The organism is Paenibacillus cisolokensis, from assembly GCF_018403665.1.
In the GTDB taxonomy this organism is placed as follows: domain Bacteria; phylum Bacillota; class Bacilli; order Paenibacillales; family Paenibacillaceae; genus Paenibacillus_AH; species Paenibacillus_AH cisolokensis.
The window spans coordinates 1-19669 of record NZ_BOVJ01000127.1 but is presented as its reverse complement, the minus strand read 5'-3'; the positions used below and the strand labels follow the sequence as shown (position 1 = coordinate 19669).

The 19669-nt window shown below is 58.7% G+C and carries 17 protein-coding genes and 3 pseudogenes; 2 read left to right on the top strand and 18 right to left on the bottom strand.

Going from position 1 to position 19669, the window contains the following annotated elements:
• Nucleotides 1–2: 2 nt before the first annotated feature.
• The 15 genes and pseudogenes from fliI to sucC all read right to left on the bottom strand — a co-directional run bounded on the left by fliI (nt 3) and on the right by sucC (nt 15934).
• Entirely contained in the window at nt 3–1328 is a 1326-nt protein-coding gene (fliI, locus tag PACILC2_RS17415; RefSeq protein ID WP_145977195.1) for a flagellar protein export ATPase FliI, read from the bottom strand.
• Nucleotides 1315–2151: a FliH/SctL family protein gene (locus tag PACILC2_RS17410; protein WP_062492565.1), complete on the bottom strand. Its 837-nt coding sequence runs from the start codon at nt 2149–2151 to the stop codon at nt 1315–1317. The genes fliI and PACILC2_RS17410 overlap by 14 nt, the downstream gene beginning before the upstream one ends.
• Entirely contained in the window at nt 2144–3157 is a 1014-nt protein-coding gene (gene fliG / locus PACILC2_RS17405; RefSeq protein ID WP_062492564.1) for a flagellar motor switch protein FliG, read from the bottom strand. Before fliG ends, PACILC2_RS17410 begins: the two co-directional genes overlap by 8 nt.
• A gap of 457 nt (nt 3158–3614) precedes the next feature.
• Nucleotides 3615–4685 (bottom strand): annotated as a pseudogene (gene fliF / locus PACILC2_RS17400) (flagellar basal-body MS-ring/collar protein FliF); the annotation flags it as partial.
• 97 nt (nt 4686–4782) lie between these two features.
• Nucleotides 4783–5091 (bottom strand): flagellar hook-basal body complex protein FliE, encoded by a 309-nt coding sequence (gene fliE, locus PACILC2_RS17395; RefSeq protein WP_062492562.1) that lies wholly within the window; start codon nt 5089–5091, stop codon nt 4783–4785.
• A gap of 22 nt (nt 5092–5113) precedes the next feature.
• Nucleotides 5114–5560, bottom strand: a complete 447-nt coding sequence (gene flgC, locus PACILC2_RS17390) for a flagellar basal body rod protein FlgC (RefSeq protein ID WP_062492561.1) — start codon at nt 5558–5560, stop codon at nt 5114–5116.
• Between the two features lie 2 nt (nt 5561–5562).
• Nucleotides 5563–5973, bottom strand: coding sequence for a flagellar basal body rod protein FlgB (gene flgB / locus PACILC2_RS17385; RefSeq protein WP_213529765.1), 411 nt, complete (start codon nt 5971–5973; stop codon nt 5563–5565).
• A 212-nt stretch (nt 5974–6185) separates the two neighbouring features.
• Nucleotides 6186–6953 carry a GTP-sensing pleiotropic transcriptional regulator CodY gene (codY, locus tag PACILC2_RS17380; RefSeq protein WP_062492559.1) on the bottom strand — a complete coding sequence of 256 codons (768 nt, stop codon included), beginning with the start codon at nt 6951–6953 and terminating at the stop codon, nt 6186–6188.
• A gap of 28 nt (nt 6954–6981) precedes the next feature.
• Nucleotides 6982–8379 carry an ATP-dependent protease ATPase subunit HslU gene (gene hslU, locus PACILC2_RS17375; RefSeq protein ID WP_062492558.1) on the bottom strand — a complete coding sequence of 466 codons (1398 nt, stop codon included), beginning with the start codon at nt 8377–8379 and terminating at the stop codon, nt 6982–6984.
• Nucleotides 8380–8423: 44 nt separating this feature from the next.
• Complete coding sequence (hslV, locus tag PACILC2_RS17370) at nt 8424–8969, bottom strand: ATP-dependent protease subunit HslV (protein ID WP_062492557.1); 546 nt, start codon at nt 8967–8969, stop codon at nt 8424–8426.
• 3 nt (nt 8970–8972) lie between these two features.
• Nucleotides 8973–10301, bottom strand: coding sequence for an FADH(2)-oxidizing methylenetetrahydrofolate--tRNA-(uracil(54)-C(5))-methyltransferase TrmFO (gene trmFO / locus PACILC2_RS17365; protein WP_062492556.1), 1329 nt, complete (start codon nt 10299–10301; stop codon nt 8973–8975).
• Between the two features lie 47 nt (nt 10302–10348).
• Nucleotides 10349–12437, bottom strand: a pseudogene (gene topA / locus PACILC2_RS17360) (type I DNA topoisomerase).
• Nucleotides 12437–13612, bottom strand: coding sequence for a DNA-processing protein DprA (dprA, locus tag PACILC2_RS17355; RefSeq protein ID WP_244863595.1), 1176 nt, complete (start codon nt 13610–13612; stop codon nt 12437–12439). The pseudogene topA and the gene dprA overlap by 1 nt, the downstream one beginning before the upstream one ends.
• A 194-nt stretch (nt 13613–13806) precedes the next feature.
• Nucleotides 13807–14742, bottom strand: coding sequence for a succinate--CoA ligase subunit alpha (gene sucD, locus PACILC2_RS17350; RefSeq protein ID WP_062492554.1), 936 nt, complete (start codon nt 14740–14742; stop codon nt 13807–13809).
• 31 nt (nt 14743–14773) lie between these two features.
• Complete coding sequence (gene sucC, locus PACILC2_RS17345; protein WP_062492553.1) at nt 14774–15934, bottom strand: ADP-forming succinate--CoA ligase subunit beta; 1161 nt, start codon at nt 15932–15934, stop codon at nt 14774–14776.
• A gap of 552 nt (nt 15935–16486) precedes the next feature.
• On the opposite strand from sucC, the gene PACILC2_RS29455 reads away from it, so the two are divergent.
• Both PACILC2_RS29455 and PACILC2_RS29450 read left to right on the top strand, forming a co-directional pair.
• Nucleotides 16487–17152, top strand: a complete 666-nt coding sequence (locus PACILC2_RS29455) for a magnesium chelatase domain-containing protein (protein ID WP_372447161.1) — start codon at nt 16487–16489, stop codon at nt 17150–17152.
• Nucleotides 17119–18063 carry a YifB family Mg chelatase-like AAA ATPase gene (locus PACILC2_RS29450; RefSeq protein WP_372447162.1) on the top strand — a complete coding sequence of 315 codons (945 nt, stop codon included), beginning with the start codon at nt 17119–17121 and terminating at the stop codon, nt 18061–18063. Before PACILC2_RS29455 ends, PACILC2_RS29450 begins: the two co-directional genes overlap by 34 nt.
• 129 nt (nt 18064–18192) lie before the next feature.
• Here the strand turns inward: PACILC2_RS29450 and PACILC2_RS17335 are convergent, their stop codons facing one another.
• The 3 genes and pseudogenes from PACILC2_RS17335 to PACILC2_RS17325 form a co-directional block, all read right to left on the bottom strand.
• Entirely contained in the window at nt 18193–18588 is a 396-nt protein-coding gene (locus PACILC2_RS17335; protein ID WP_307860623.1) for a YraN family protein, read from the bottom strand.
• Complete coding sequence (locus PACILC2_RS17330; protein ID WP_062492550.1) at nt 18585–18893, bottom strand: EscU/YscU/HrcU family type III secretion system export apparatus switch protein; 309 nt, start codon at nt 18891–18893, stop codon at nt 18585–18587. Before PACILC2_RS17330 ends, PACILC2_RS17335 begins: the two co-directional genes overlap by 4 nt.
• Nucleotides 18890–19669: pseudogene (locus PACILC2_RS17325) on the bottom strand (hypothetical protein); the annotation flags it as partial. The pseudogene PACILC2_RS17325 and the gene PACILC2_RS17330, both read right to left, overlap by 4 nt.

Genomic DNA, 19669 nt, shown 5'->3' with positions numbered 1-19669 from the left:
GTTCAACTCCTGTAAAAGTCGCGAATCAAACGATCGCGCGCTTCTTCGAAACTCACTTTTTCGTCCGTTTTTTGCCGGGTGAAGCTTTGGATCTGTCCGAAATATTCGATTGCTTTGTCAATTTCTTCGTTCGACCCCCGCTGATACGCCCCAATATGGATCAGATCTTCCGAATCTCTATAAACAGCAAGCAGTCTTTTCAATTCACGGGCGGCTTCCTGCTGCTCTTCGGAGACGATGTCTTTCATCACCCGGCTGACCGAGCTTAAAATATCGATCGCCGGAAAATGTCCCTTGTTCGCCAGGCTTCGCGACAGCACGATATGTCCGTCGAGAATGCCGCGCACGGCATCCGCGATCGGCTCGTTCATATCGTCGCCGTCCACCAGCACGGTGTAGAAAGCGGTAATGGAACCGGTCGGCCCCGTGCCGGCGCGTTCCAGCAGCTTCGGCAGATTGGCGAACACCGATGGCGTATAGCCGCGGGTCGCCGGCGGCTCCCCGATGGCGAGTCCGACTTCCCGCAGCGCCATCGCGTAGCGGGTGACCGAGTCCATCATCAGCATGACGTCAAGTCCCCGGTCGCGAAAATATTCGGCGATCGTCGTGGCGATCAGCGCGCCCTTCATCCGGACAAGCGCCGGCTGGTCGCTCGTGGCGACGACGACGACCGAGCGGGACAGCCCTTCGGGGCCAAGATCCTTCTCGATAAATTCGAGCACCTCGCGCCCCCGTTCGCCGATGAGCGCGATGACGTTGACGTCGGCCGATGTGTTGCGCGCGATCATGCCGAGCAGCGTGCTCTTGCCGACGCCGGAGCCGGCAAAAATGCCGACCCGCTGCCCGCGTCCGACCGTGAGCAGGCCGTCGATCGCGCGGACGCCGATTCCGATCGGCTCCGTGACGCGCGGACGCATCAACGGATTGCCGGGCTTGTTGTCTGTCGGGTAATGCGGCATCCGGCTTGGAAGGATGGAGCCGTCGAGCGGCTTGCCCAAGCCGTCGAGCACTTTGCCGAGCAGCTCGGAGCCGACCTGCACGGTCAACGGTTTTCCGGTTCCGACGACGTCGCACCCGGGACCGATCGCGGAAAGCTCGCCAAGCGGCATGAGAATCACTTTATTGTCCCGGAAGCCGACCACTTCCGCCATAAGCGGCTTGGCCGATTTCGTCGGATAGATGTAGCATACGTCGCCGACGCTGGCATCCGGTCCTTCCGATTCGACCGTCAACCCGATCACTTGCGTTACTTTGCCGTTGACACGGACGGGGTCCAGCGTGCGCAAATGTTCGATATACTTGCCCGCCTCCGGCCTAACGATGTTCATGGTCGTCCTCCCGCTCGTCGTGCTGCAGCGCGAGATGGATCAGCTCCCGCTTGATTTCCGCCAACTGCGTATCGATGCGGGCGTCGATGCTGCCGAATGCGGATCGGATGACACAGCCTTTGTCGCCGACGCTGGCGTCGGGCAATATTTGCAGCTCGGCCTGCGAATCGATCGCAAGCGTCAATTCCTCGCGGGCCGCCTGCACGAACGCGAGCCGTTCCGGAGCGACGCATAGTGTAATGACGCCTTGTTCGCGGCGGCGCGAAAGCGATTTGCGAATCAGGTCGAGGCTCCATTCGGGTTCGATAGTCAGCTGCCTGTCAATAATTTTTTCGGCGATGGCGCAGCTCAAATCGACCAGAAACGGTTCAGCCTCCTGAATGATCTGGTCGCGAATCCGGTAGGCCGTTTCGAGCAATTCCCGCGCCGAGGCGATCGCCTGTTCCCGCTGCTCCCTTAGCTCGTTCTCGCTGAGCGCCTTGCCTTCGGCATAGCCGCGGTCGGTAGCGGCGGCGCGCGCCTCCTCGATGATGCGCTCGTCTTCGGCCCTTCTTTCGCTCCACCACTGCTCGATGCGCGCCTTCGCTTCTTCGAGCATCTGTTCCGCCTGCGCCGCGGCATCCCGGATACGCTCCTCGGCGAACGCCTGCGCGTCGGCCAGCAGCTGGTCGCGAAGCGAAACCGTCTCTTCGTCCGGCTCGGCGATTGCCGGATTCGCCGGAGGCTGCGCGGTATCGGCAGGGGGCGTATACCGGATCGGCGCCGCAATCTCTCTGCGGTCTCCCGCCGGCACGACATGCGACGATTTGATCAGGTTAGACAATGATGTCATCTCCTCCGCCGCGGGCGATTATAATTTCGCCTGCTTCCTCGAGCCTGCGGATCGTCGCTACGATGCGCGTTTGCGCTTCTTCGACGTCACGCAGCCGGACGGGGCCCATATATTCCATCTCTTCCTTGAACGTCTCCGCCATCCGCTTGGACATATTCCGGAAGATGGCGTCGCGCACCTCTTCGCTTGCCACTTTAAGCGCAAGCTGAAGATCCGCATTTTCGACGTCGCGGATAATACGCTGAATCGAACGATTGTCGATGTTGACGATATCTTCGAAGACGAACATCCGCTTCTTGATTTCTTCGGCCAGCTCGGGGTCCTGTATTTCCAGCGCGTCCAGTATCGTGCGCTCCGTCCCCCGATCGACGCCGTTCAAAATTTGCACGATCGAGTCGACGCCTCCCGCGGTCGTATAATCCTGCGTAACGGTCGCGGACAATTTCTGTTCGAGCACCCGCTCGACCTGCGAAATCACTTCGGGCGACGTGCTGTCCATCAGTGCGATTCGCCGCGCCACTTCCGCCTGCTTGTCCTGCGGAAGCGAAGACAGAATTTGCGAAGCCTGCTCCGGCTGCAAATACGATAAAATGAGCGCGATCGTCTGGGTGTTCTCGTTCTGGATGAAATTCAAAATTTGCGTCGGTTCCGCCTTTCGTGCAAAATCGAACGGGCGAACCTGCAGCGTCGCCGTCAGCCTGTTGATGACCTCGGTCGCCTTCTGCTCGCCGAGCGCCTTCTCCAGAATGTCTTTGGCGTACGCAATCCCGCCCTGCGTAATATATTCCTGGGCGAGGCATATCTGATGAAACTCGTCCAATATTTGTTCCCGTTCCGCGCTGTCCACCTTGCGGACATTGGCAATCTCCAGCGTCAACTGTTCGATCTCTTCTTCGCGCAGGTGCTTGAAAATTTGGGCGGATACTTCCGGCCCCAATGTGATCAGGAGAATGGCCGCTTTCTGGCGTCCGGTCAATCCATGCATCGCTTTTGCCATAAGCTCCTCCTTCATTCATCCGCAAGCCAGGTGCGAAGCAGGTTGACAAATTCATCCGGCTTGCGCTTGGCAAGCGACTCGAGATTTTGCGCGCCTGATTCTCGCCTCCGACGTTTTCGAGATCGAGAGTCGGGTATTCCACTTTCGTCGGAATCGGAAGCTCCTCCGTTTCCTCCTGCTGCTTCCGTCTGCGCGCGATAACGTAGGCCGCTCCGCCGACAAGCGCAAGCGCCGCCGCCCCGATGCCGACCCACCATGCCAGAGACAAGCCCGCTTCGCCTTGCTCTCCTTCTTCTGCCGCGAATTCCTGGGCAATCAGCGTCACTTTCTTCGCCATCAGTTCGTCGTTCGTGACGTCCTGGCCGGAATCGACGAGCTGGCCCCGAACCAGATTGACGATGGACGTCTGCACCTGATTCAGCTGCTCCTCGCTGAGCGACGACGCTTTAATGCCGACGCTGATCGCCAAATCTTTGACGACGAACGGAGCGGACTCGATTTTGTTGTGGACCCGGCTCACTTCGTAATTGGTCGTCCGGCTCGTTTCTTCGGAAGAACTCGTTCCCGCGCCTTCCGTCGCCTGGTAGCCGGGAATATCGGTTTCGCCCGTGCCGACGACGCCGCCCGTTCCCGCACCGCTCTGTCCGGTGACCGACCGCGAAGTTTCCTGCTCGCTGATAATGATGCCGTTGTTGTCGTTGTTTTCGAGCGGCCGCACAAGGTTTTCTTCCGTGCTTCTCCGGTCGAAATTGAGGCTGCTCGCCACGCTGACGACGACGTTGTCCGCCCCGACGATCCGGCCGAGGAACTGCTGAATGTTGCGCTTCAGATCCGTTTCGTATTTGCGCTGAATTTCGAACTGCTTGTCGACCGTTCCGACCGCTCCGCCTGTCCCGGTCAGCTTCTCCGAAGGAAGCAGCTCGCCTGCCGGACTGGAGATCGTAATGTCTTCGATGGCCAGCTTCGGCACGGCCGTCCGGACCAGATTGAAATAGCCGTCCACTTCTTCCTGAGACGGACGGTAGCCGGTCTTGAAATTGATGCGAATCGAGGCTGAAGCCCGTTCCTGATCCTCCGGAACCATAAATACCGACTCTTCGGGCAAATTGACGAGCACGTTCGAGCTTTGCACGCCCTGCATCCCGTTCAGCAGCCGTTCGATCTCGCCGTTCAGCGCATTGCGGTATTTGACGTTGAACTCGTTGTCCGTCATCCCGAACTGGGAAGCGCCGGTATTGAAAGCCTCGAATCCGATCGTGCCGTTCTGGACCAGGCCTTGCGACGCGACATCCACTTTAACGCGGGACGCCACCGCGCTCGGTACGGAGATGCTGTCTCCGTTCGGCGACAGCTGATAAGAAATGCCGTTGCTGTCCAAATAATTCATAATGGCGGCCGCATCGGTCGCATCCAGATTTTGAAACGCGACTTCGTACTCCGTTTTCGAAAAGATAAAGGTCAGCATTACGACCGACAACAATAACACGCCGGCCGTCGCTCCGAGCCACAGTTTCTGTTTTTTGCCCATCTGGCCCCAAACTTGCCGGAGCTTTTCGCGGTAGTGGGCTAGCTTCTCTTTCACATCGTCACCTCACACAGATACTTTGCCATGTCGAATAGTGCAATTAGATCTGCATCCGCATGATTTCCTGGTAGGCCTCGACGGCCTTGTTGCGGATTTGTGAGGTCAGCTGGAGGCTGAGCAGCGCCCTTTCCGCCGTTATCGCGACTTGAGATATGTCGACTTCCCCTAATAAAAACTTGTCGTTCATGGTATGTACGCTTTGTTCCAGCTCACTGACGCCGTCGATCGCATTTTTCAGCATTTCCCCGAACGATCGGGATACGTCGGCAGGCGTCGGTTCTTTTCTGATCGCCGCCCCTCCCGTTTCAAGCGAATGCCGGACTGGGCCTAGCGCCATCGGTTCAATCATAAACGATCCTCCTTACGATTCACTATTTGCCGATCTCCAAAGCTTTCATGAACATCGCCTTCGACGCGTTCAAAGCCGTGACGTTAGCCTCATAAGAACGCGTTGCCGAGATCATGTCCACCATTTCTTTCATAATGTCGACATTCGGCATCATGACGTAGCCGTTCTCGTCGGCGTCGGGATGAGTCGGATTATAGACCGGCCGCAGCGGCGACTGGTCCTCGACGATGCGCGTCGCTTTCACGCCGCCCGCCGCGCCGCCGTTCAGCTCCCTGTTCAGCATATCCGAGAAGCTCGGCTTCATCGGCTCCATGACAACCATTTTGCGTTTGTATGGCACGAACCGGCCGTCGACATAAGCGGCTCTTGTCGTCTCCGCGTTCGCGATATTCGAAGCGATCACATCCATCCGCAACCGTTGGGCGGTCAGAGCCGAAGCGCTCGCATCAAATCCGTTGTTCAGCTTCACGATTATACCCTCCCGTCGATTCCGACGCGCAGCATCCGGATCTCATGATTGACCTGCTGCACGTAGGCGTTGTACAAGAGTTGGTTTTTCGCCATTAACGAAGCTTCGCGGTCCATATCGACATTGTTCAAATTGTTGTTCATGACAGAAGTTTCATCGGTGACGATGAGAGGCTGCGGTACTGCGACATCATGCCCAATCGGAAGGTGGCGGGATTCGGTCCTTCTACCCACAATCGGGTTCGCCCCCTCCTTTATGACTTCCTCCAATAGTTCCTCAAAGAGAACGTCGGAGCGTTTGAAATGAGGCGTGTCAACATTTGCTAAATTGTTAGATATTACCTGTTGCCGCTGCCCGGCAGCCAAAATGGCGGTTTCCAGACGTCGAAATTCGGCACCATTCAACAAATTCACGCACTATTCCCCACTTTCTCTCATGCTGAAATTAAAATTCCACAATTTCTTTCGCATTCCTTCTTTCTTCGACAGATTAACATTAAAAAATGAGAACAGAATGTCGATATTTGCCGACATCATAATCTTCCTCAATTTAGTATTTTATTACAATAAGAAAAAAGCCCTATCTTTTTGCAAAGATAGGGCTCTTATAGTTAAATAGTCCCAATTTAGTTTTTGTTTTTTTCCAACTCTTGAAGCAGTTGGGGATTAAGGATGCGGATGTATGTGCCTTTCATGCCGAGCGACCGGGTCTCGATCACGCCGGCGCTTTCCAGCTTGCGAAGCGCATTAACGATAACCGAACGGGTAATGCCGACACGGTCGGCAATTTTGGAAGCCACAAGGAGTCCTTCCTTCCCATCCAATTCGTCAAATATATGTTCGACCGCTTCCATTTCGCTGAATGATAAAGATCCGATGGCGACAGCTACGACCGCCCGGCTGCGCGCCTCCATCTCCACCTCTTCGGCCCGCTCGCGCAAAATCTCCATCCCGACGATGGTCGAACCGTATTCGGCAAGCACCAGATCATCATCTCCGAACGGTCCCGACTGGCGCGTAAGTACGAGCGTTCCGAGGCGATCGCCTCCGCCGGTGATCGGAACGACCGTCATCATTTCATGGCCGGACAAGGAAGGGAATGTCTCCATGATGCCGGCGTCGGGGGCGACGTTCGTTACCGGTTCGTTCATAAGCAGAAACCGCCGGTTGCTGTCCGTCGGAAACCGCAGTTCGCCGGACATCGATTTGAGCAGATCGTGGTCGTAGGCGGCATAAGCCGCGCAGCCCAAAATTTTTCCCTTGCGGCTGACGACGAACACATTCGATTGAATGGTCGAACTCAACACTTCCGCCATCTCTTTGAAATTGAGCGCCTTTCCGGCCGCGCGCTGCAGCAGCCGGTTCAGCGTTCTTGTTTTAGTCAATAACGTCATGCCTGTGGCCTCCCAAAACACTTACCCACTACAAGATATATTGGCTCAAATCCCGATTCTGCGCAATCGAAGCCAATTTCTCCCGTACATATTCCGGTGTAATCGTAATTTGATCCAATGTAATATCCGGTGCTTCGAAGGACAAATCTTCAAGCAGCTTCTCCAAAATGGTATGGAGACGGCGCGCACCGATATTTTCCGTATTGCGGTTGACTTCCGCGGCAATGGATGCCAGCTCGTATATCGCGGCGTCCGAAAAATCGACCTTGATCCCTTCCGTCTCGAGCAATGCGGAATATTGTTTCGTCAAGGCGTTCTTCGGCTCCTTCAAAATGCTGACGAAATCGTCCAGACTGAGCGTGGTCAGCTCCACCCGGATCGGAAACCGTCCCTGAAGCTCGGGGATCAGGTCCGACGGCTTGGCGATATGGAACGCGCCGGCCGCCACGAACAAAATATAGTCGGTTTTGACCGGCCCGTATTTCGTCATGACGGTCGAGCCTTCCACGATCGGCAAAATATCGCGCTGCACCCCTTCGCGGGACACATCCGGTCCGGAGCCGCGCGACGGGCTGGCGATCTTGTCGATTTCATCAATGAATATAATACCCGATTGTTCCGCTCTCGTCACGGATTCGGCGATGACATCGTCCATATCGATCAACTTGTTCGCTTCTTCCTGAACGAGCACTTTCCGGGCTTCGCGGATCGGCAGCTTGCGTTTCTTCGTTCGTTTCGGCAGCAATTGCCCGAACATCTCCTGCATATTGATGCCCATGCCTTCCATTCCTTGGCCGGAAAGCATATCGAGCATGCTGGGCGCGTTGTCTTCCACTTCGATTTCGATCAGTTCATTCTCCAGCAGCCCGGCATCGAGACGCTCTTTCACCTGTTTGCGGCGCTCGGCGATGCCCGGGTCCACTTCGGCCTCCGTCTCTTCCTTGGCCGGCTGGTTGCCGCCGAACAGCATCTCGAACGGATTTTTCTGCCCTTTCGACTTGTTCGGCGAAGGGACAAGCAGCGATACGATTCTTTCGTTCGCCAAATGCTCCGCCTTGTCGCGCACTTGCTCCGTCCGCTCCGACTTGACCATCCGGATCGCCGTTTCCACCAAATCGCGCACCATCGATTCGACGTCGCGGCCGACATAGCCCACTTCGGTAAATTTGGTCGCTTCGACCTTGACGAACGGAGCATTCACCAGCTTCGCCAGACGACGGGCGATCTCCGTCTTGCCGACGCCGGTCGGACCGATCATCAAAATGTTCTTCGGAACGATTTCGTCACGAATGGCCTCATCAAGCCGGCTACGGCGATACCGGTTGCGGAGAGCGATCGCGACCGAGCGCTTCGCCTGTTTCTGTCCAACGATATATTTATCCAGCTCGGCAACGATTTGCCTTGGCGTCAATGCTTCTTTTCCCATAGGGCACCCCTTTCGCGACGTTCACTTTCATCGGAACACTGCAATTAACCGATCTCCTCCACGACAATGTTGCGGTTCGTATAAACGCATATGTCGGACGCGACTTCGAGCGCCGTCTGCGCCATCTCCCTGGCGCTCAATTGCGGAGCGTGGCGCTTCAGCGCCCGGGCTGCCGCCAAGGCGAAGCTGCCGCCGGAACCGATGGCCAATATGCCGTCGTCGGGCTCGATAATTTCGCCGTTTCCGGAGATCAGCAGCAGTCCCGACGCATCCATGACGAGCATCATCGCTTCCAGCCTGCGCAGCACCCGATCGGAGCGCCATTCCTTCGCCAGCTCGACCGCCGCCCGCTGCAAATGGCCGTGATGCTCCTCCAGCTTGCTTTCGAACTTCTCGAACAGCGTAATCGCATCCGCCACCGAACCGGCGAATCCGGCGACGACCTGGCCGCGGTACAGCCTTCTCACCTTCTTGGCCTGATGTTTCATCACCATGCTGTTGCCGAAGGTCACCTGGCCGTCTCCCGCGATGGCGCCTTTCCCGTCGTGACGGACAGCGCAAATCGTCGTCGCATGGAATTGCATATCCATAGCCTACGCCTCCTGTTCCCAATATTGCCGCTTGAACGATTCCAGCTGTGCAAGCGCGCGTTCGGCGATCGCTTCGTTCTTCTCTTTCTTGTTGCGAATTTTTCGCCCGAGCGGCGGAAACAGCCCGAAATTGGCGTTCATCGGCTGAAAATGCCGGAAGTCAGCCGTCGTGATATAATGCGCCATGCTGCCAAGCGCCGTATCTTGCGGCAGCGTCACGGGCGCAAGGCCTCGGGCCAGCCGCCCGGCGTTGAAGCCGGCGATCAACCCCGAGGCCGCCGATTCGACGTAACCTTCGACGCCGGTCATCTGGCCGGCGAAAAACAGCGTGTCGCGTTGCAATGTCTGGTATGTCGGCTTGAGCAAACGCGGCGAATTGATGAACGTATTGCGGTGCATAACGCCGTAACGGACAAACTCGGCATTTTCCAGCCCCGGAATGAGCGAAAATACGCGCTTCTGCTCGCCCCACTTCAGATGCGTTTGAAAGCCGACCATATTGTACAGCGTTCCGGCGGCGTTGTCCTGGCGCAGCTGAACGACAGCGAACGGAAGCTTGCCCGTATGCGGATTGACGAGTCCGACCGGCTTGAGCGGGCCGAACAGCAGCGTCTGCCTGCCCCGCGAAGCCATCACTTCGATCGGCATGCAGCCTTCGAAATAAATTTCCTTCTCGAATTCCTTCAGCTGCGCCGTCTCGGCCGACACGAGCGCTTCGTAGAAACGGTCGAACTCCTCTTCCGTCATCGGGCAATTCAAATATGCGGCTTCTCCCTTGTCGTATCGCGAGGCCAGATATACCTTGCTCATATCGATGGAGTCTTTCTCCACGATCGGCGCGGCCGCATCGTAAAAATAAAAATATTCTTCTCCGAGCAGCTCGCGGATACGATCGGACAGCTTGGGAGCCGTTAGCGGTCCCGTGGCGATGACAACGATGCCGTCCTCGGGAATGTCTTTCACTTCCTCCGTACGGACCTCGACAAGCGGATGCTCGCGCAGCCGGCTCGTCACTTCGCCGGAGAAGCCTTCGCGGTCGACGGCAAGGGCGCCGCCTGCCGGCACGGCATGGCGGTCAGCGCTCGCCATAATGAGCGAGCCGAGCCTGCGCATTTCTTCCTTCAGCACGCCGACGGCGTTGGTCAGCCCGTTCGCCCGCAAACTGTTGCTGCAAACGAGCTCCGCAAAATGCGACGTATGATGCGCGGGCGTCCGTGTGGCCGGACGCATCTCGTACAGCGTGACGGGCACGCCCTGCGCGGCGATTTGCCAGGCCGCTTCGCTTCCTGCAAGCCCTGCGCCGACGACCGTCACGCGTTCCTGTTGTGACAATTGATTCCCCGTCCTTTCTTGCTGGCCGTCCGGCTTCCGGAACGGCTTTACGCCTGCTCGCTATCGGGCAGTTCTTCCGTATAGCCGCACTGCGGGCATTGCAGCCGGGTTCCGCTGCGGTTGCGCTTCTCGACAAGCATCGTTTCGCATGTCGGACACGGCTTGCCCGCCGGTTTGTCCCATGAGACGTATTCGCATGCCGGATAACGGTCGCATCCGTAGAAGATGCGCCCTTTCTTGCTGCGGCGCTCGATGACGCGGCCTTCATGGCATTGCGGACAGGCGACGCCGATTTCCTTGACGATCGGTTTCGTGTTGCGGCAGTCCGGAAATCCGGAACAAGCCAGAAATTTCCCGAAGCGTCCCATCTTGTAAACCATCGGGCGGCCGCACTTGTCGCATACTTCATCCGAAACCTCGTCCTGGATTTCGACTTCCTTCATCTCGTCCTCGGCCACTTCCAGCCGCTTCTCGAACGACTTGTAGAAGGAAGAAAGCACTTTGACCCAATCGACCTTGCCTTCTTCGATATGGTCGAGATCGTCTTCCATATGGGCGGTAAATTCCACGTCGAGAATTTCCGGAAAAATTGTTCCATAAGCTGAATGACGAGCTCCCCGAGCTCGGTCGGGACGAATTTCTTGTCCTCGAGCGCCACATACCCCCGCTTCTGGATCGTCTCCAGCGTCGGCGAATAGGTGCCCGGCCGACCGATGCCGAGCTCCTCGAGCGTTCGGATCAGGCGCGCCTCGGTATAGCGCGGCGGCGGCTGCGTAAAATGCTGCTTCGGCTCGATCGAGCTGACGGCCACTTCGTCGCCTTGCTTGAGCGGGGGCAGAAACTTGTCGTCTTCCTCCGTTCCGTCGTCGTTGCCCTCCACGTATACTTTCATGAAACCGTGGAATTTGATTTTGGAGCCGACCGCGCGGAACGTAACGTCGCCGGCCGTCAGATCGACGGTCATCGTGTCGAGCACGGCGGAAGACATCTGGCTTGCCACGAACCGTTCCCAGATCAATTTGTACAGCCTGAACTGGTCGCGGGTCATATATTCCTTTACCGTTTCCGGTTCGCGCAGGACGGAGGTCGGGCGGATCGCCTCATGGGCATCCTGGGTATTCGCGTTTTTCTTCGTATAGACCCTCGGCTGTTCCGGCACATATGCGGCGCCGTATTTTTCTCCGATATAGGCGCGCGCTTCTTCCTGCGCAACGGGAGAAATGCGGGTGGAGTCGGTCCTCATATATGTAATGAGACCGACAGAGCCTTCCTTGCCCAAATCGACGCCTTCGTACAGCTGCTGCGCCACCGACATCGTCTTCGACGTCCGGAAGCCGAGTTTGCGCGCCGCTTCCTGCTGCAGCGAGCTTGTGATGAAAGGCGGCGCGGGATGGCGCAGACGTTCCTTCTCCTTCACATCCGTTACGACGAACGGACGCCCTTCCAGCGCCCGCAGCACTTCCTGAACGTCCTGCTCGTTGCCGAGCTCCCGTTTCTCGCCGCCGATGGCGTAAAATTTGGCCTCGAAAGCGGCGTCGCCGAGCTTCATCGACGCCGTGATCGACCAATATTCGACCGGCACGAAAGCATCGATCTCGTTCTCGCGATCGATAATGAGCTTGACGGTAACGGATTGTACGCGGCCGGCGGACAGCCCCTTCTTCACTTTCTTCCACAGAAGCGGGCTGATCTTGTAGCCGACCAGCCGGTCCAGTATGCGCCGCGCCTGCTGCGCGTTCACCAGATCCATATTGATTTTGCGCGGCTGCTTGAATGCGTCCTTGACCGCCTGCTTCGTAATTTCGTTAAACACGACGCGGCAGTTTTCGCCTTCCTCCAGCTCCAGGTAATGGGCCAGATGCCAGGCGATCGCTTCGCCCTCGCGGTCGGGGTCGGCCGCGAGATAGACGCGCTTGACTTTTTTCTTGCATCCTTCAGTTCCTTCAGGACGCTGCCTTTGCCGCGGATCGTTATATATTTCGGCTGGAAATCGTTCTCGATCTCGACGCCGATCTGGCTCTTCGGCAAATCGCGAATATGTCCCATGGAGGCTTTCACGATATATTTGCTGCCCAGATATTTGCCTATCGTCTTGGCTTTCGCCGGAGATTCGACGATGACAAGTGAATCAGCCACTAAGCGTCCTCCTCTCTGCTGCCGCTATGACAAAGCGATGTGTATAGGGAACCCGGTTGCAGTTGAATTTTATGTTTTACAGTTAAATTTATCAGAATCGCGTGCAAAAGTCCAAACGGATAGCCGGTTAACGCATGAAGCTCGTTGGCGGAGCGCGCCTTTTCGCGCAACAGCCGGAGCACATGCCGCTCCCCGTCGGCCAAACGGCCGTCCCGGGACGACGGCCGGTCCGGCTTCGTCTCCGCTGTCCGGCGCGTACGGATCAATGGCTGCTCATCATCATCATATGCAGCGATGAGCACGGCGCAGTCCACGACAATGTCGGAAGCGTTGCCGACGAGCAGCGCCCGTCCGTCGCGGATGAGGCCGTTCGTTCCTTCGCTCTTCGGAGAATGAACGGGTCCCGGCACCGCATAAATGCCGCGTCCCATATCGAGCGCCATATCGGCCGTAATGAGCGAGCCGCTGTTCTTCGCCGCCTCGACGACGAGCGTGCCGGCCGAAAGCCCGGCGATAATCCGGTTGCGCTGCGGGAACAAACCCGGATGCGTCGGCGTGCCGGGCGGGTACTCGGACAGAAGCAACCCCTGCTCGGCGATACGGCGGTATAAGGCGGCATTCTGTTTCGGATAGACGGTGTCGACCGGCGTCCCCAGCACCGCGATCGTTCCGCCGCGCGCGGCGAGCGCGGCCTCGTGGGCCAGGCTGTCGATTCCTTTGGCCATCCCGCTGACGACCGTCAGCCCGATCGCGGCGAGCTCTCCGGCAAGCCGCGCCGCCGTGTGGCGGCCGTAGACGGTCGGCACGCGCGTGCCGACGACGGCGATCGCCGGGCGGCGAAGCAGCGCCGTATCGCCGATCGCGTACAGCACCCAGGGAGGCTGCGGAATTTCGCGCAGCAGCCGCGGGTATTCGCCGTCGAAGCGCGTGATGCGCCGAATGCCGAGACGACGGCATGTTTCGTCCGTGCGCCCGACCGCCCCGCTCCCGAACGCTTCCGCCGCCGCGCGCGCCTGATCGCTGGAGAAGCCGATCGCCATCCACTCATCCGGACGATAGCCGGGGTAGGCGCTCCAATCGCCGGCATCCGCCGCCTTGCGGATCGTTCTCCACCCGATGCCCGGCGTTTCGTGAAGGGTGACAAGCACCCGGGATTGCACCGATTGATTCATCATGTCAGAATCCTCCCGTTCGTAACGGGGCCAGCGCATCCTTTACTATTTTGCGTTACCCGCAAACAGAATGCAAGCAAAAGCCCCATTTTCCTTGTATGAATATAACAAAAAGCAACCTTCTCATTCTCCGTTCGGAGACGAGAAGGTTGCTTACCTTCATCCGATATGCTATGCGATTGGCCTTAAACCGCCGTTTACGCCTTGCGGGTAATGCAGCGTTCCAGCAGGCCGCGCTCCTCCAGCACGCTGACGAGCGTCGCCCCCATCTCGGCAGGCGTCGGCGCCACCTTGATGCCGCAGGCTTCCAGCGTAGCGATTTTCTCGGCCGCCGTTCCTTTGCCGCCGGAGATGATGGCGCCCGCATGGCCCATCCGTTTGCCCGGAGGCGCCGTGACGCCGCCGATGAAGCCGACGACCGGCTTCTTCATGTTCGCTTTGATCCATTCGGCCGCCTCTTCCTCCGCCGTGCCGCCGATTTCGCCGATCATGATGACCGCATATGTATCCGGGTCATCGTTGAACATGCGCAAAATGTCGATAAACTCGGAGCCTTTGACCGGGTCGCCGCCGATGCCGACCGCGGAGGATTGGCCGATGCCCCGCGTCGTCAGCTGATGGACCGCTTCGTACGTCAACGTTCCGCTGCGGGAAACGACCCCGACGTGGCCTTTCGTATGGATGTATCCCGGCATGATGCCGATTTTGCACTCGTCAGGCGTAATGACGCCCGGGCAGTTCGGCCCGATCAGACGCGTCTTGCGGCCTTCCATAAACCGTTTCACCTTGACCATGTCCAGTACCGGAATACCTTCTGTGATACAGATGACAAGCTCGAGCTCCGCATCGACCGCTTCCATGATCGCATCGGCGGCTCCTGCCGGCGGAACATAAATGACCGAAGCGGTCGCGCCGGTCGCAGCAACAGCTTCCGCCACCGTATTGAAGACCGGCAGCGATGCGGTCGTTCCGTTCTCGAGCGTGATATCCACTTTCGTCCCGCCTTTGCCGGGGGATGTCCCTCCGACCATTTTCGTGCCGTAATCCAGCGCGCCCTTCGCATGGAACAGGGCCGTTTTCCCCGTAATGCCCTGCGTGATCACTTTTGTATCTTTATTGACCAAAATGCTCATCGATAGCCCACATCCCCGTAAATGATTTCGTTTATTTCACGAGCGCGACGATTTTTTGTGCGCCATCCGCCATGGAATCGGCGGCTACAATGTTCAGACCCGATTCGTTCAGCATTTTCTTGCCGAGATCGACGTTCGTACCTTCCAGCCGCACGACGAGCGGGCGGTCCAGGCCGACTTCCTTGGCTGCGGCGATGACGCCTTCGGCAATGACATCGCAGCGCATAATGCCGCCGAAAATGTTGACGAAAATCCCTTTGACGTTTTCGTCGGACAGAATGATTTTGAACGCCTCGGTCACTTTCTCTTTCGTCGCGCCGCCCCCGACATCCAGGAAGTTCGCAGGGTCGCCGCCGTAATATTTGATAATATCCATCGTCGCCATCGCGAGACCGGCGCCGTTGACCATGCAGCCGATATTGCCGTCAAGTGCGATATAGCTCAGGTCGTACTTCGACGCCTGGATTTCCTTCTCGTCCTCTTCGTCCAGATCGCGCAGGGCCACAATATCCTTATGGCGATACAGCGCGTTGGAATCGAAATTCAGCTTCGCGTCGAGCGCCATCACGTTGCCGTCTCCGGTCACGACGAGCGGGTTGATTTCCGCAATGGAGCAGTCCTTGTCCACAAACGCGGCATACAGCGACAGCATGAATTGAGCCGCTTTGCCTACGAGCTCGTTCGGGATGTTGATCGCATACGCCAGCTTTCTCGCCTGGAACGGCTGCAGGCCGACGGCCGGATCGATTACTTCTTTGAAAATTTTCTCCGGCGTGCGGGCCGCCACTTCCTCGATCTCGGTGCCGCCTTCTTCAGATGCCATCATGACGACGCGGCCCGTCGAACGGTCGACGACGACGCCGACATAATATTCTTTTTTAATGTCACAGCCCTGCTCGATCAGGAGCCGCTTCACTTCTTTGCCTTCCGGTCCCGTCTGATGGGTGACGAGCGTCTTGCCGAGCAGCTGGCTCGCATACTCGCGCACCTCGTCCAAATTTTTGGCAACCTTGACGCCGCCCGCCTTGCCGCGTCCGCCGGCATGAATTTGCGCTTTCACGACGACGACGGACGTCCCGAGCGCTTTCGCGGCTTCGACCGCTTCGTCGACGGTGAACGCCACCTTGCCTTCCGGTACGGTAACACCGTATTGTTTCAGGACTTCTTTGCCTTGATACTCGTGGATATTCATTGAAATCCTCCATTCCGCAGACTCTGGTCAAGTCATATGTACACAACATCTAATATTGTACCACTAAAATGATCCGCTTTCCTCATTTTTTCGACATATTGACAGCATTTTTGATATCGGTTTGTTCTCGAAATGAGATGGGAAGGAAGAAAATTGATGCCGAAACCGTCCGGACGCTCATCCGGCGAAACTTTCATCCTTCCGGCAAAGCTGCGGCCGGCGAACCTTTTTTCCCCTGAAAATACACCGATCGGCGATCCTTCTTTCTCCCGACAAGGCGCCGAACGGCAGCCCTTCTTCCTCTTGACAAGGCGCCGAACGGCGAAAGGGCGGCGGAGAAAGCTCGTCTCTATTATAGCCAACACGGGCAAAATTGCACACGGACGGTTTCGGACCGCCGTTTCACCGGCTTGAACGAATGCGCGAACGAAACGCCGCGATCTTGACAGGCGAACGGCTACGCTTTACGATAAATGTAAAGATTTGTCGTTCGAATATTTATGCGGGTTGAGAGGAAGCACCTTCGTCCGTCTGTTTCGGAGGTGCTTTTTTATGTTCAGCATGATGATAAGCGGGAGCGTGCACGGCGTAGATGGCCGAGCGATCGCAGTCGAAGTCGATATCGCAAGCGGCTTGCCACAGGTGAATATCGTGGGGCTGCCGGATCCGGCGGTGCGGGAATCGATCGATCGCGTAAGGGCCGCTTTGCGCAACTGCGGCTTCGTCTTTCCGCTGGAGCGGGTCACGATCAACCTAGCGCCGGCCGATCTCCGCAAGGAAGGAACCGCTTTCGATTTGGCGATCGCGGCCGGCATACTTGCCGCAAGCGGTCAACTGCCGGGCGAGCTGTTCGCCGGCATGCTGCTGATCGGGGAACTGGCGCTGGACGGCGCGGTTCGTCCGGTGCCGGGTGTGCTGGCGATGGTCGAACAGGCCCGGCGGGCCGGGATCGGCCGCGTTATGCTGCCCGCCGCCAACGTCGCCGAAGCGGCGCTGATCGGCGGGATGGAACGCTTCGCGCTGACCCATCTCGACGAGCTTGGCGCGCCGGGCCGTCCCCGGGATTGGGCGCCGCTGCGGCGGGCGGCCGACCTCGCTTGCGCAGGGGTTCCCGGGGAGGCGAACGCTACAGCCCCGTCGCGCGAGGGGGCGAAGCGGGCGGCTGCGGCGATTACGGCGACGTCATCGGCCAGCCGATCGCGAAGCGCGCGCTCCTGATCGCCGCCGCCGGCCGGCACAACATTCTGCTGTCAGGACCGCCCGGCACGGGCAAAACGATGCTGGTCCGCCGGCTGCCCGGCATATTGCCCGATTTGACCGAGCAGGAAGCGCTTGAGGTGACGAAAATTTACAGCGCAGCCGGCCAACTGCCTGCCGGCGTTTCGTCGCTCATCCGGGAACGGCCGTTCCGCTCGCCCCATCATACGATATCGACCGGCGGACTGATCGGCGGCGGAACGATACCGAAGCCGGGCGAAGTGACCCTCGCCCATCGCGGCGTGCTGTTTCTGGACGAGCTTCCCGAATTTTCGCGCCAGGCATTGGAAGTGCTGCGCCAGCCGTTGGAAGACCGCTTCGTGACGATCGCCCGGGCGCGGGCGGTATTTCGCTTTCCGTCGTCCTTCATGCTTGCCGCGTCGATGAATCCGTGCCCTTGCGGCTATTGGGGACACGACAGCGTCACGGACGACCGCTCCTGCCACTGCACCTCGGTCCAGATCGCGAGATATCGCGCGAAGCTGTCCGGTCCTTTGCTTGACCGGATCGATATGCAGATTGAAGTTCCCCGGCCTGCGTCGTACGATATGCCGAACGGCGAAATGACGACCGCCATGATGCGGGAGAAGGTCGCAGCCGCCAGGGAACGCCAGGAGGCGCGGCGGCGGATGACCGGCATCGACTGGAACGGCGACTTGTCCGGCGCCGCGCTCCGCAGGACCGCCCGGCTGTCGAAGGACAGCTCGCTGCTGCTGCGGGAAGCGTTCGACACGATGGGCATCAGCCTCCGGGCGCACGACCGGGTGCTGAAACTGGCGCGCACGATCGCCGACGTGGAGGAGCGCGACACCATCGACCCCGAGCATATCGCCGAAGCGATTCAATACCGGAAGCTCGATTTGCAAAGTTGAAGTTGAAAGGATAGCCGAAGGAGGCCAGCCTGTCGCAGGCGGCCTCCTTCGGCTATGATCGCGAAACGATTCCCGTTCGTGCGATGAAACGCTTCCCATTTGCTCGATATCGCCATATATGGCTTGGGGCTAAAATGCGCCTTCGATGTGCTTCAGCTCGGCAATTTCCCCGCCCGGCCCGATGATGACGGCAATGACGTCAAACCGGATTTTGCAATGTTCCAACCCTCTGGCTCGCAGAAACACTTGCGCTGTCGCGCGAACCTGAAGCTGCTTGCGCACGTCGACCGATTCGAGCGGCGTCCCGAAACGGTTGACGCTGCGGCGGCTTCGCACCTCGACGAAGACGATCCGGTCGCCTTCGGTCGCGATAAGGTCCAGCTCTCCCGACCGGCATCGCCAATTCCGCCCGATAATCGTATAACCGTGTCGTTCCAAATGCTCCAACGCGGCTTGTTCGCCCTTCCTTCCGGTTACATGGCGTCTCGAAAGGGCGGACGGCATTCTTCCGTATTCATTATTCACTCCCAATCCCTCGCTTTATGGTCAGCCCGGTAAACGAAGCTCAATATTTCCGCCACGAGCGTATACAGCTCCGGCGGAATTTCCTGCTCGATGTCCAGCTTCGAAAGCACCTCCACGAGCGAGGCGTCTTCCTGGACCGGTACGCCGTGCTCTGCAGCCGTTTCCATAATTCGCTCGGCCAGCCTGCCGCTGCCTTTCGCGACGACGACCGGAGCCGACCGCTCGCCCGGATCGTACTTGAGCGCCACGGCTTTGCGCAGCGGCCTGTCCGCCCCTCCGCCGCTTGTTCCGGCTTGTCCGCTCATACCCGGTAGTCCACCCCTTTATATTTTCTCGACGCAAATTCCGGCAGCGAAATCCCTGTCCGACCCGAAAGCGCGTTGTCTTCCTTCCGTTCGAAGGAGGAATCGGCAAGCGGAGCCGACCGCATCGACAGCAGCTGGTAACCGGAACGCTCAAGCGCCGACGCCAGCTCGTCCCGCGCTTCTTCCGCCAGCGCCGCCGTCAGCGGATGGTCGTTCCACAGCGTAAGGCTGACAATCCGTTCGACAATTTGCACGTCGACGATCGTATCCCCGAGCGACTTCATCCGAAGGTCGAACAGCAGCCGGCAATTCCCGGCATCGAGCTCTCCCCTTCTCCCTCTTCGGGTTTGCACGTGGACCGAGGCCGTCTGGCTGCCGTCCTGATGCTGCAGCGGGATGAACAAGACAGCGTGCGTAAACACCGCCCCGTTCCGTTCGGGCGACAATAACAGCTGCTGGCCGGTAATATGCTGGACAAGTTGCTGCGCCGTCTCCCGGATCGCCGGCGGGACGCCGTCTGCGGCCGCCAGCGACAGCAGCGCGCCCTTCAGCGCGTCCCGGCTGCCGGCGCCGGCGCTCCCCGGCTCGGGAGACTGGAGCAAGCCGGACTGTACGGCGGTATGGGGCGATACCAATGGCCGGCCTTCCGAGCCGGCGAGGGGCGGTTGCGGGCCGCCGTCAGCCGCCGCTTGCGCAGCCGCCGAGCCGGCGGATGCGGGGCCGGGCTGCGCCGGTGGCGCTTGCGGCGGCGTAGCGGCGCCTTGCGCCTGCGCGGC

Coding starts and splice junctions, on each gene's coding strand:
- PACILC2_RS17330 (WP_062492550.1), bottom strand. CDS start 18,893: ATGAGCGGACAAGCCGGAACAAGCGGCGGAGGGGCGGACAGGCCGCTG.
- PACILC2_RS29455 (WP_372447161.1), top strand. CDS start 16,487: ATGTTCAGCATGATGATAAGCGGGAGCGTGCACGGCGTAGATGGCCGA.
- sucD (WP_062492554.1), bottom strand. CDS start 14,742: ATGAGCATTTTGGTCAATAAAGATACAAAAGTGATCACGCAGGGCATT.
- codY (WP_062492559.1), bottom strand. CDS start 6,953: ATGACGTTATTGACTAAAACAAGAACGCTGAACCGGCTGCTGCAGCGC.
- fliE (WP_062492562.1), bottom strand. CDS start 5,091: ATGATTGAACCGATGGCGCTAGGCCCAGTCCGGCATTCGCTTGAAACG.
- fliG (WP_062492564.1), bottom strand. CDS start 3,157: ATGGCAAAAGCGATGCATGGATTGACCGGACGCCAGAAAGCGGCCATT.
- hslV (WP_062492557.1), bottom strand. CDS start 8,969: ATGGATATGCAATTCCATGCGACGACGATTTGCGCTGTCCGTCACGAC.
- dprA (WP_244863595.1), bottom strand. CDS start 13,612: ATGATGAATCAATCGGTGCAATCCCGGGTGCTTGTCACCCTTCACGAA.
- fliI (WP_145977195.1), bottom strand. CDS start 1,328: ATGAACATCGTTAGGCCGGAGGCGGGCAAGTATATCGAACATTTGCGC.
- sucC (WP_062492553.1), bottom strand. CDS start 15,934: ATGAATATCCACGAGTATCAAGGCAAAGAAGTCCTGAAACAATACGGT.
- hslU (WP_062492558.1), bottom strand. CDS start 8,379: ATGGGAAAAGAAGCATTGACGCCAAGGCAAATCGTTGCCGAGCTGGAT.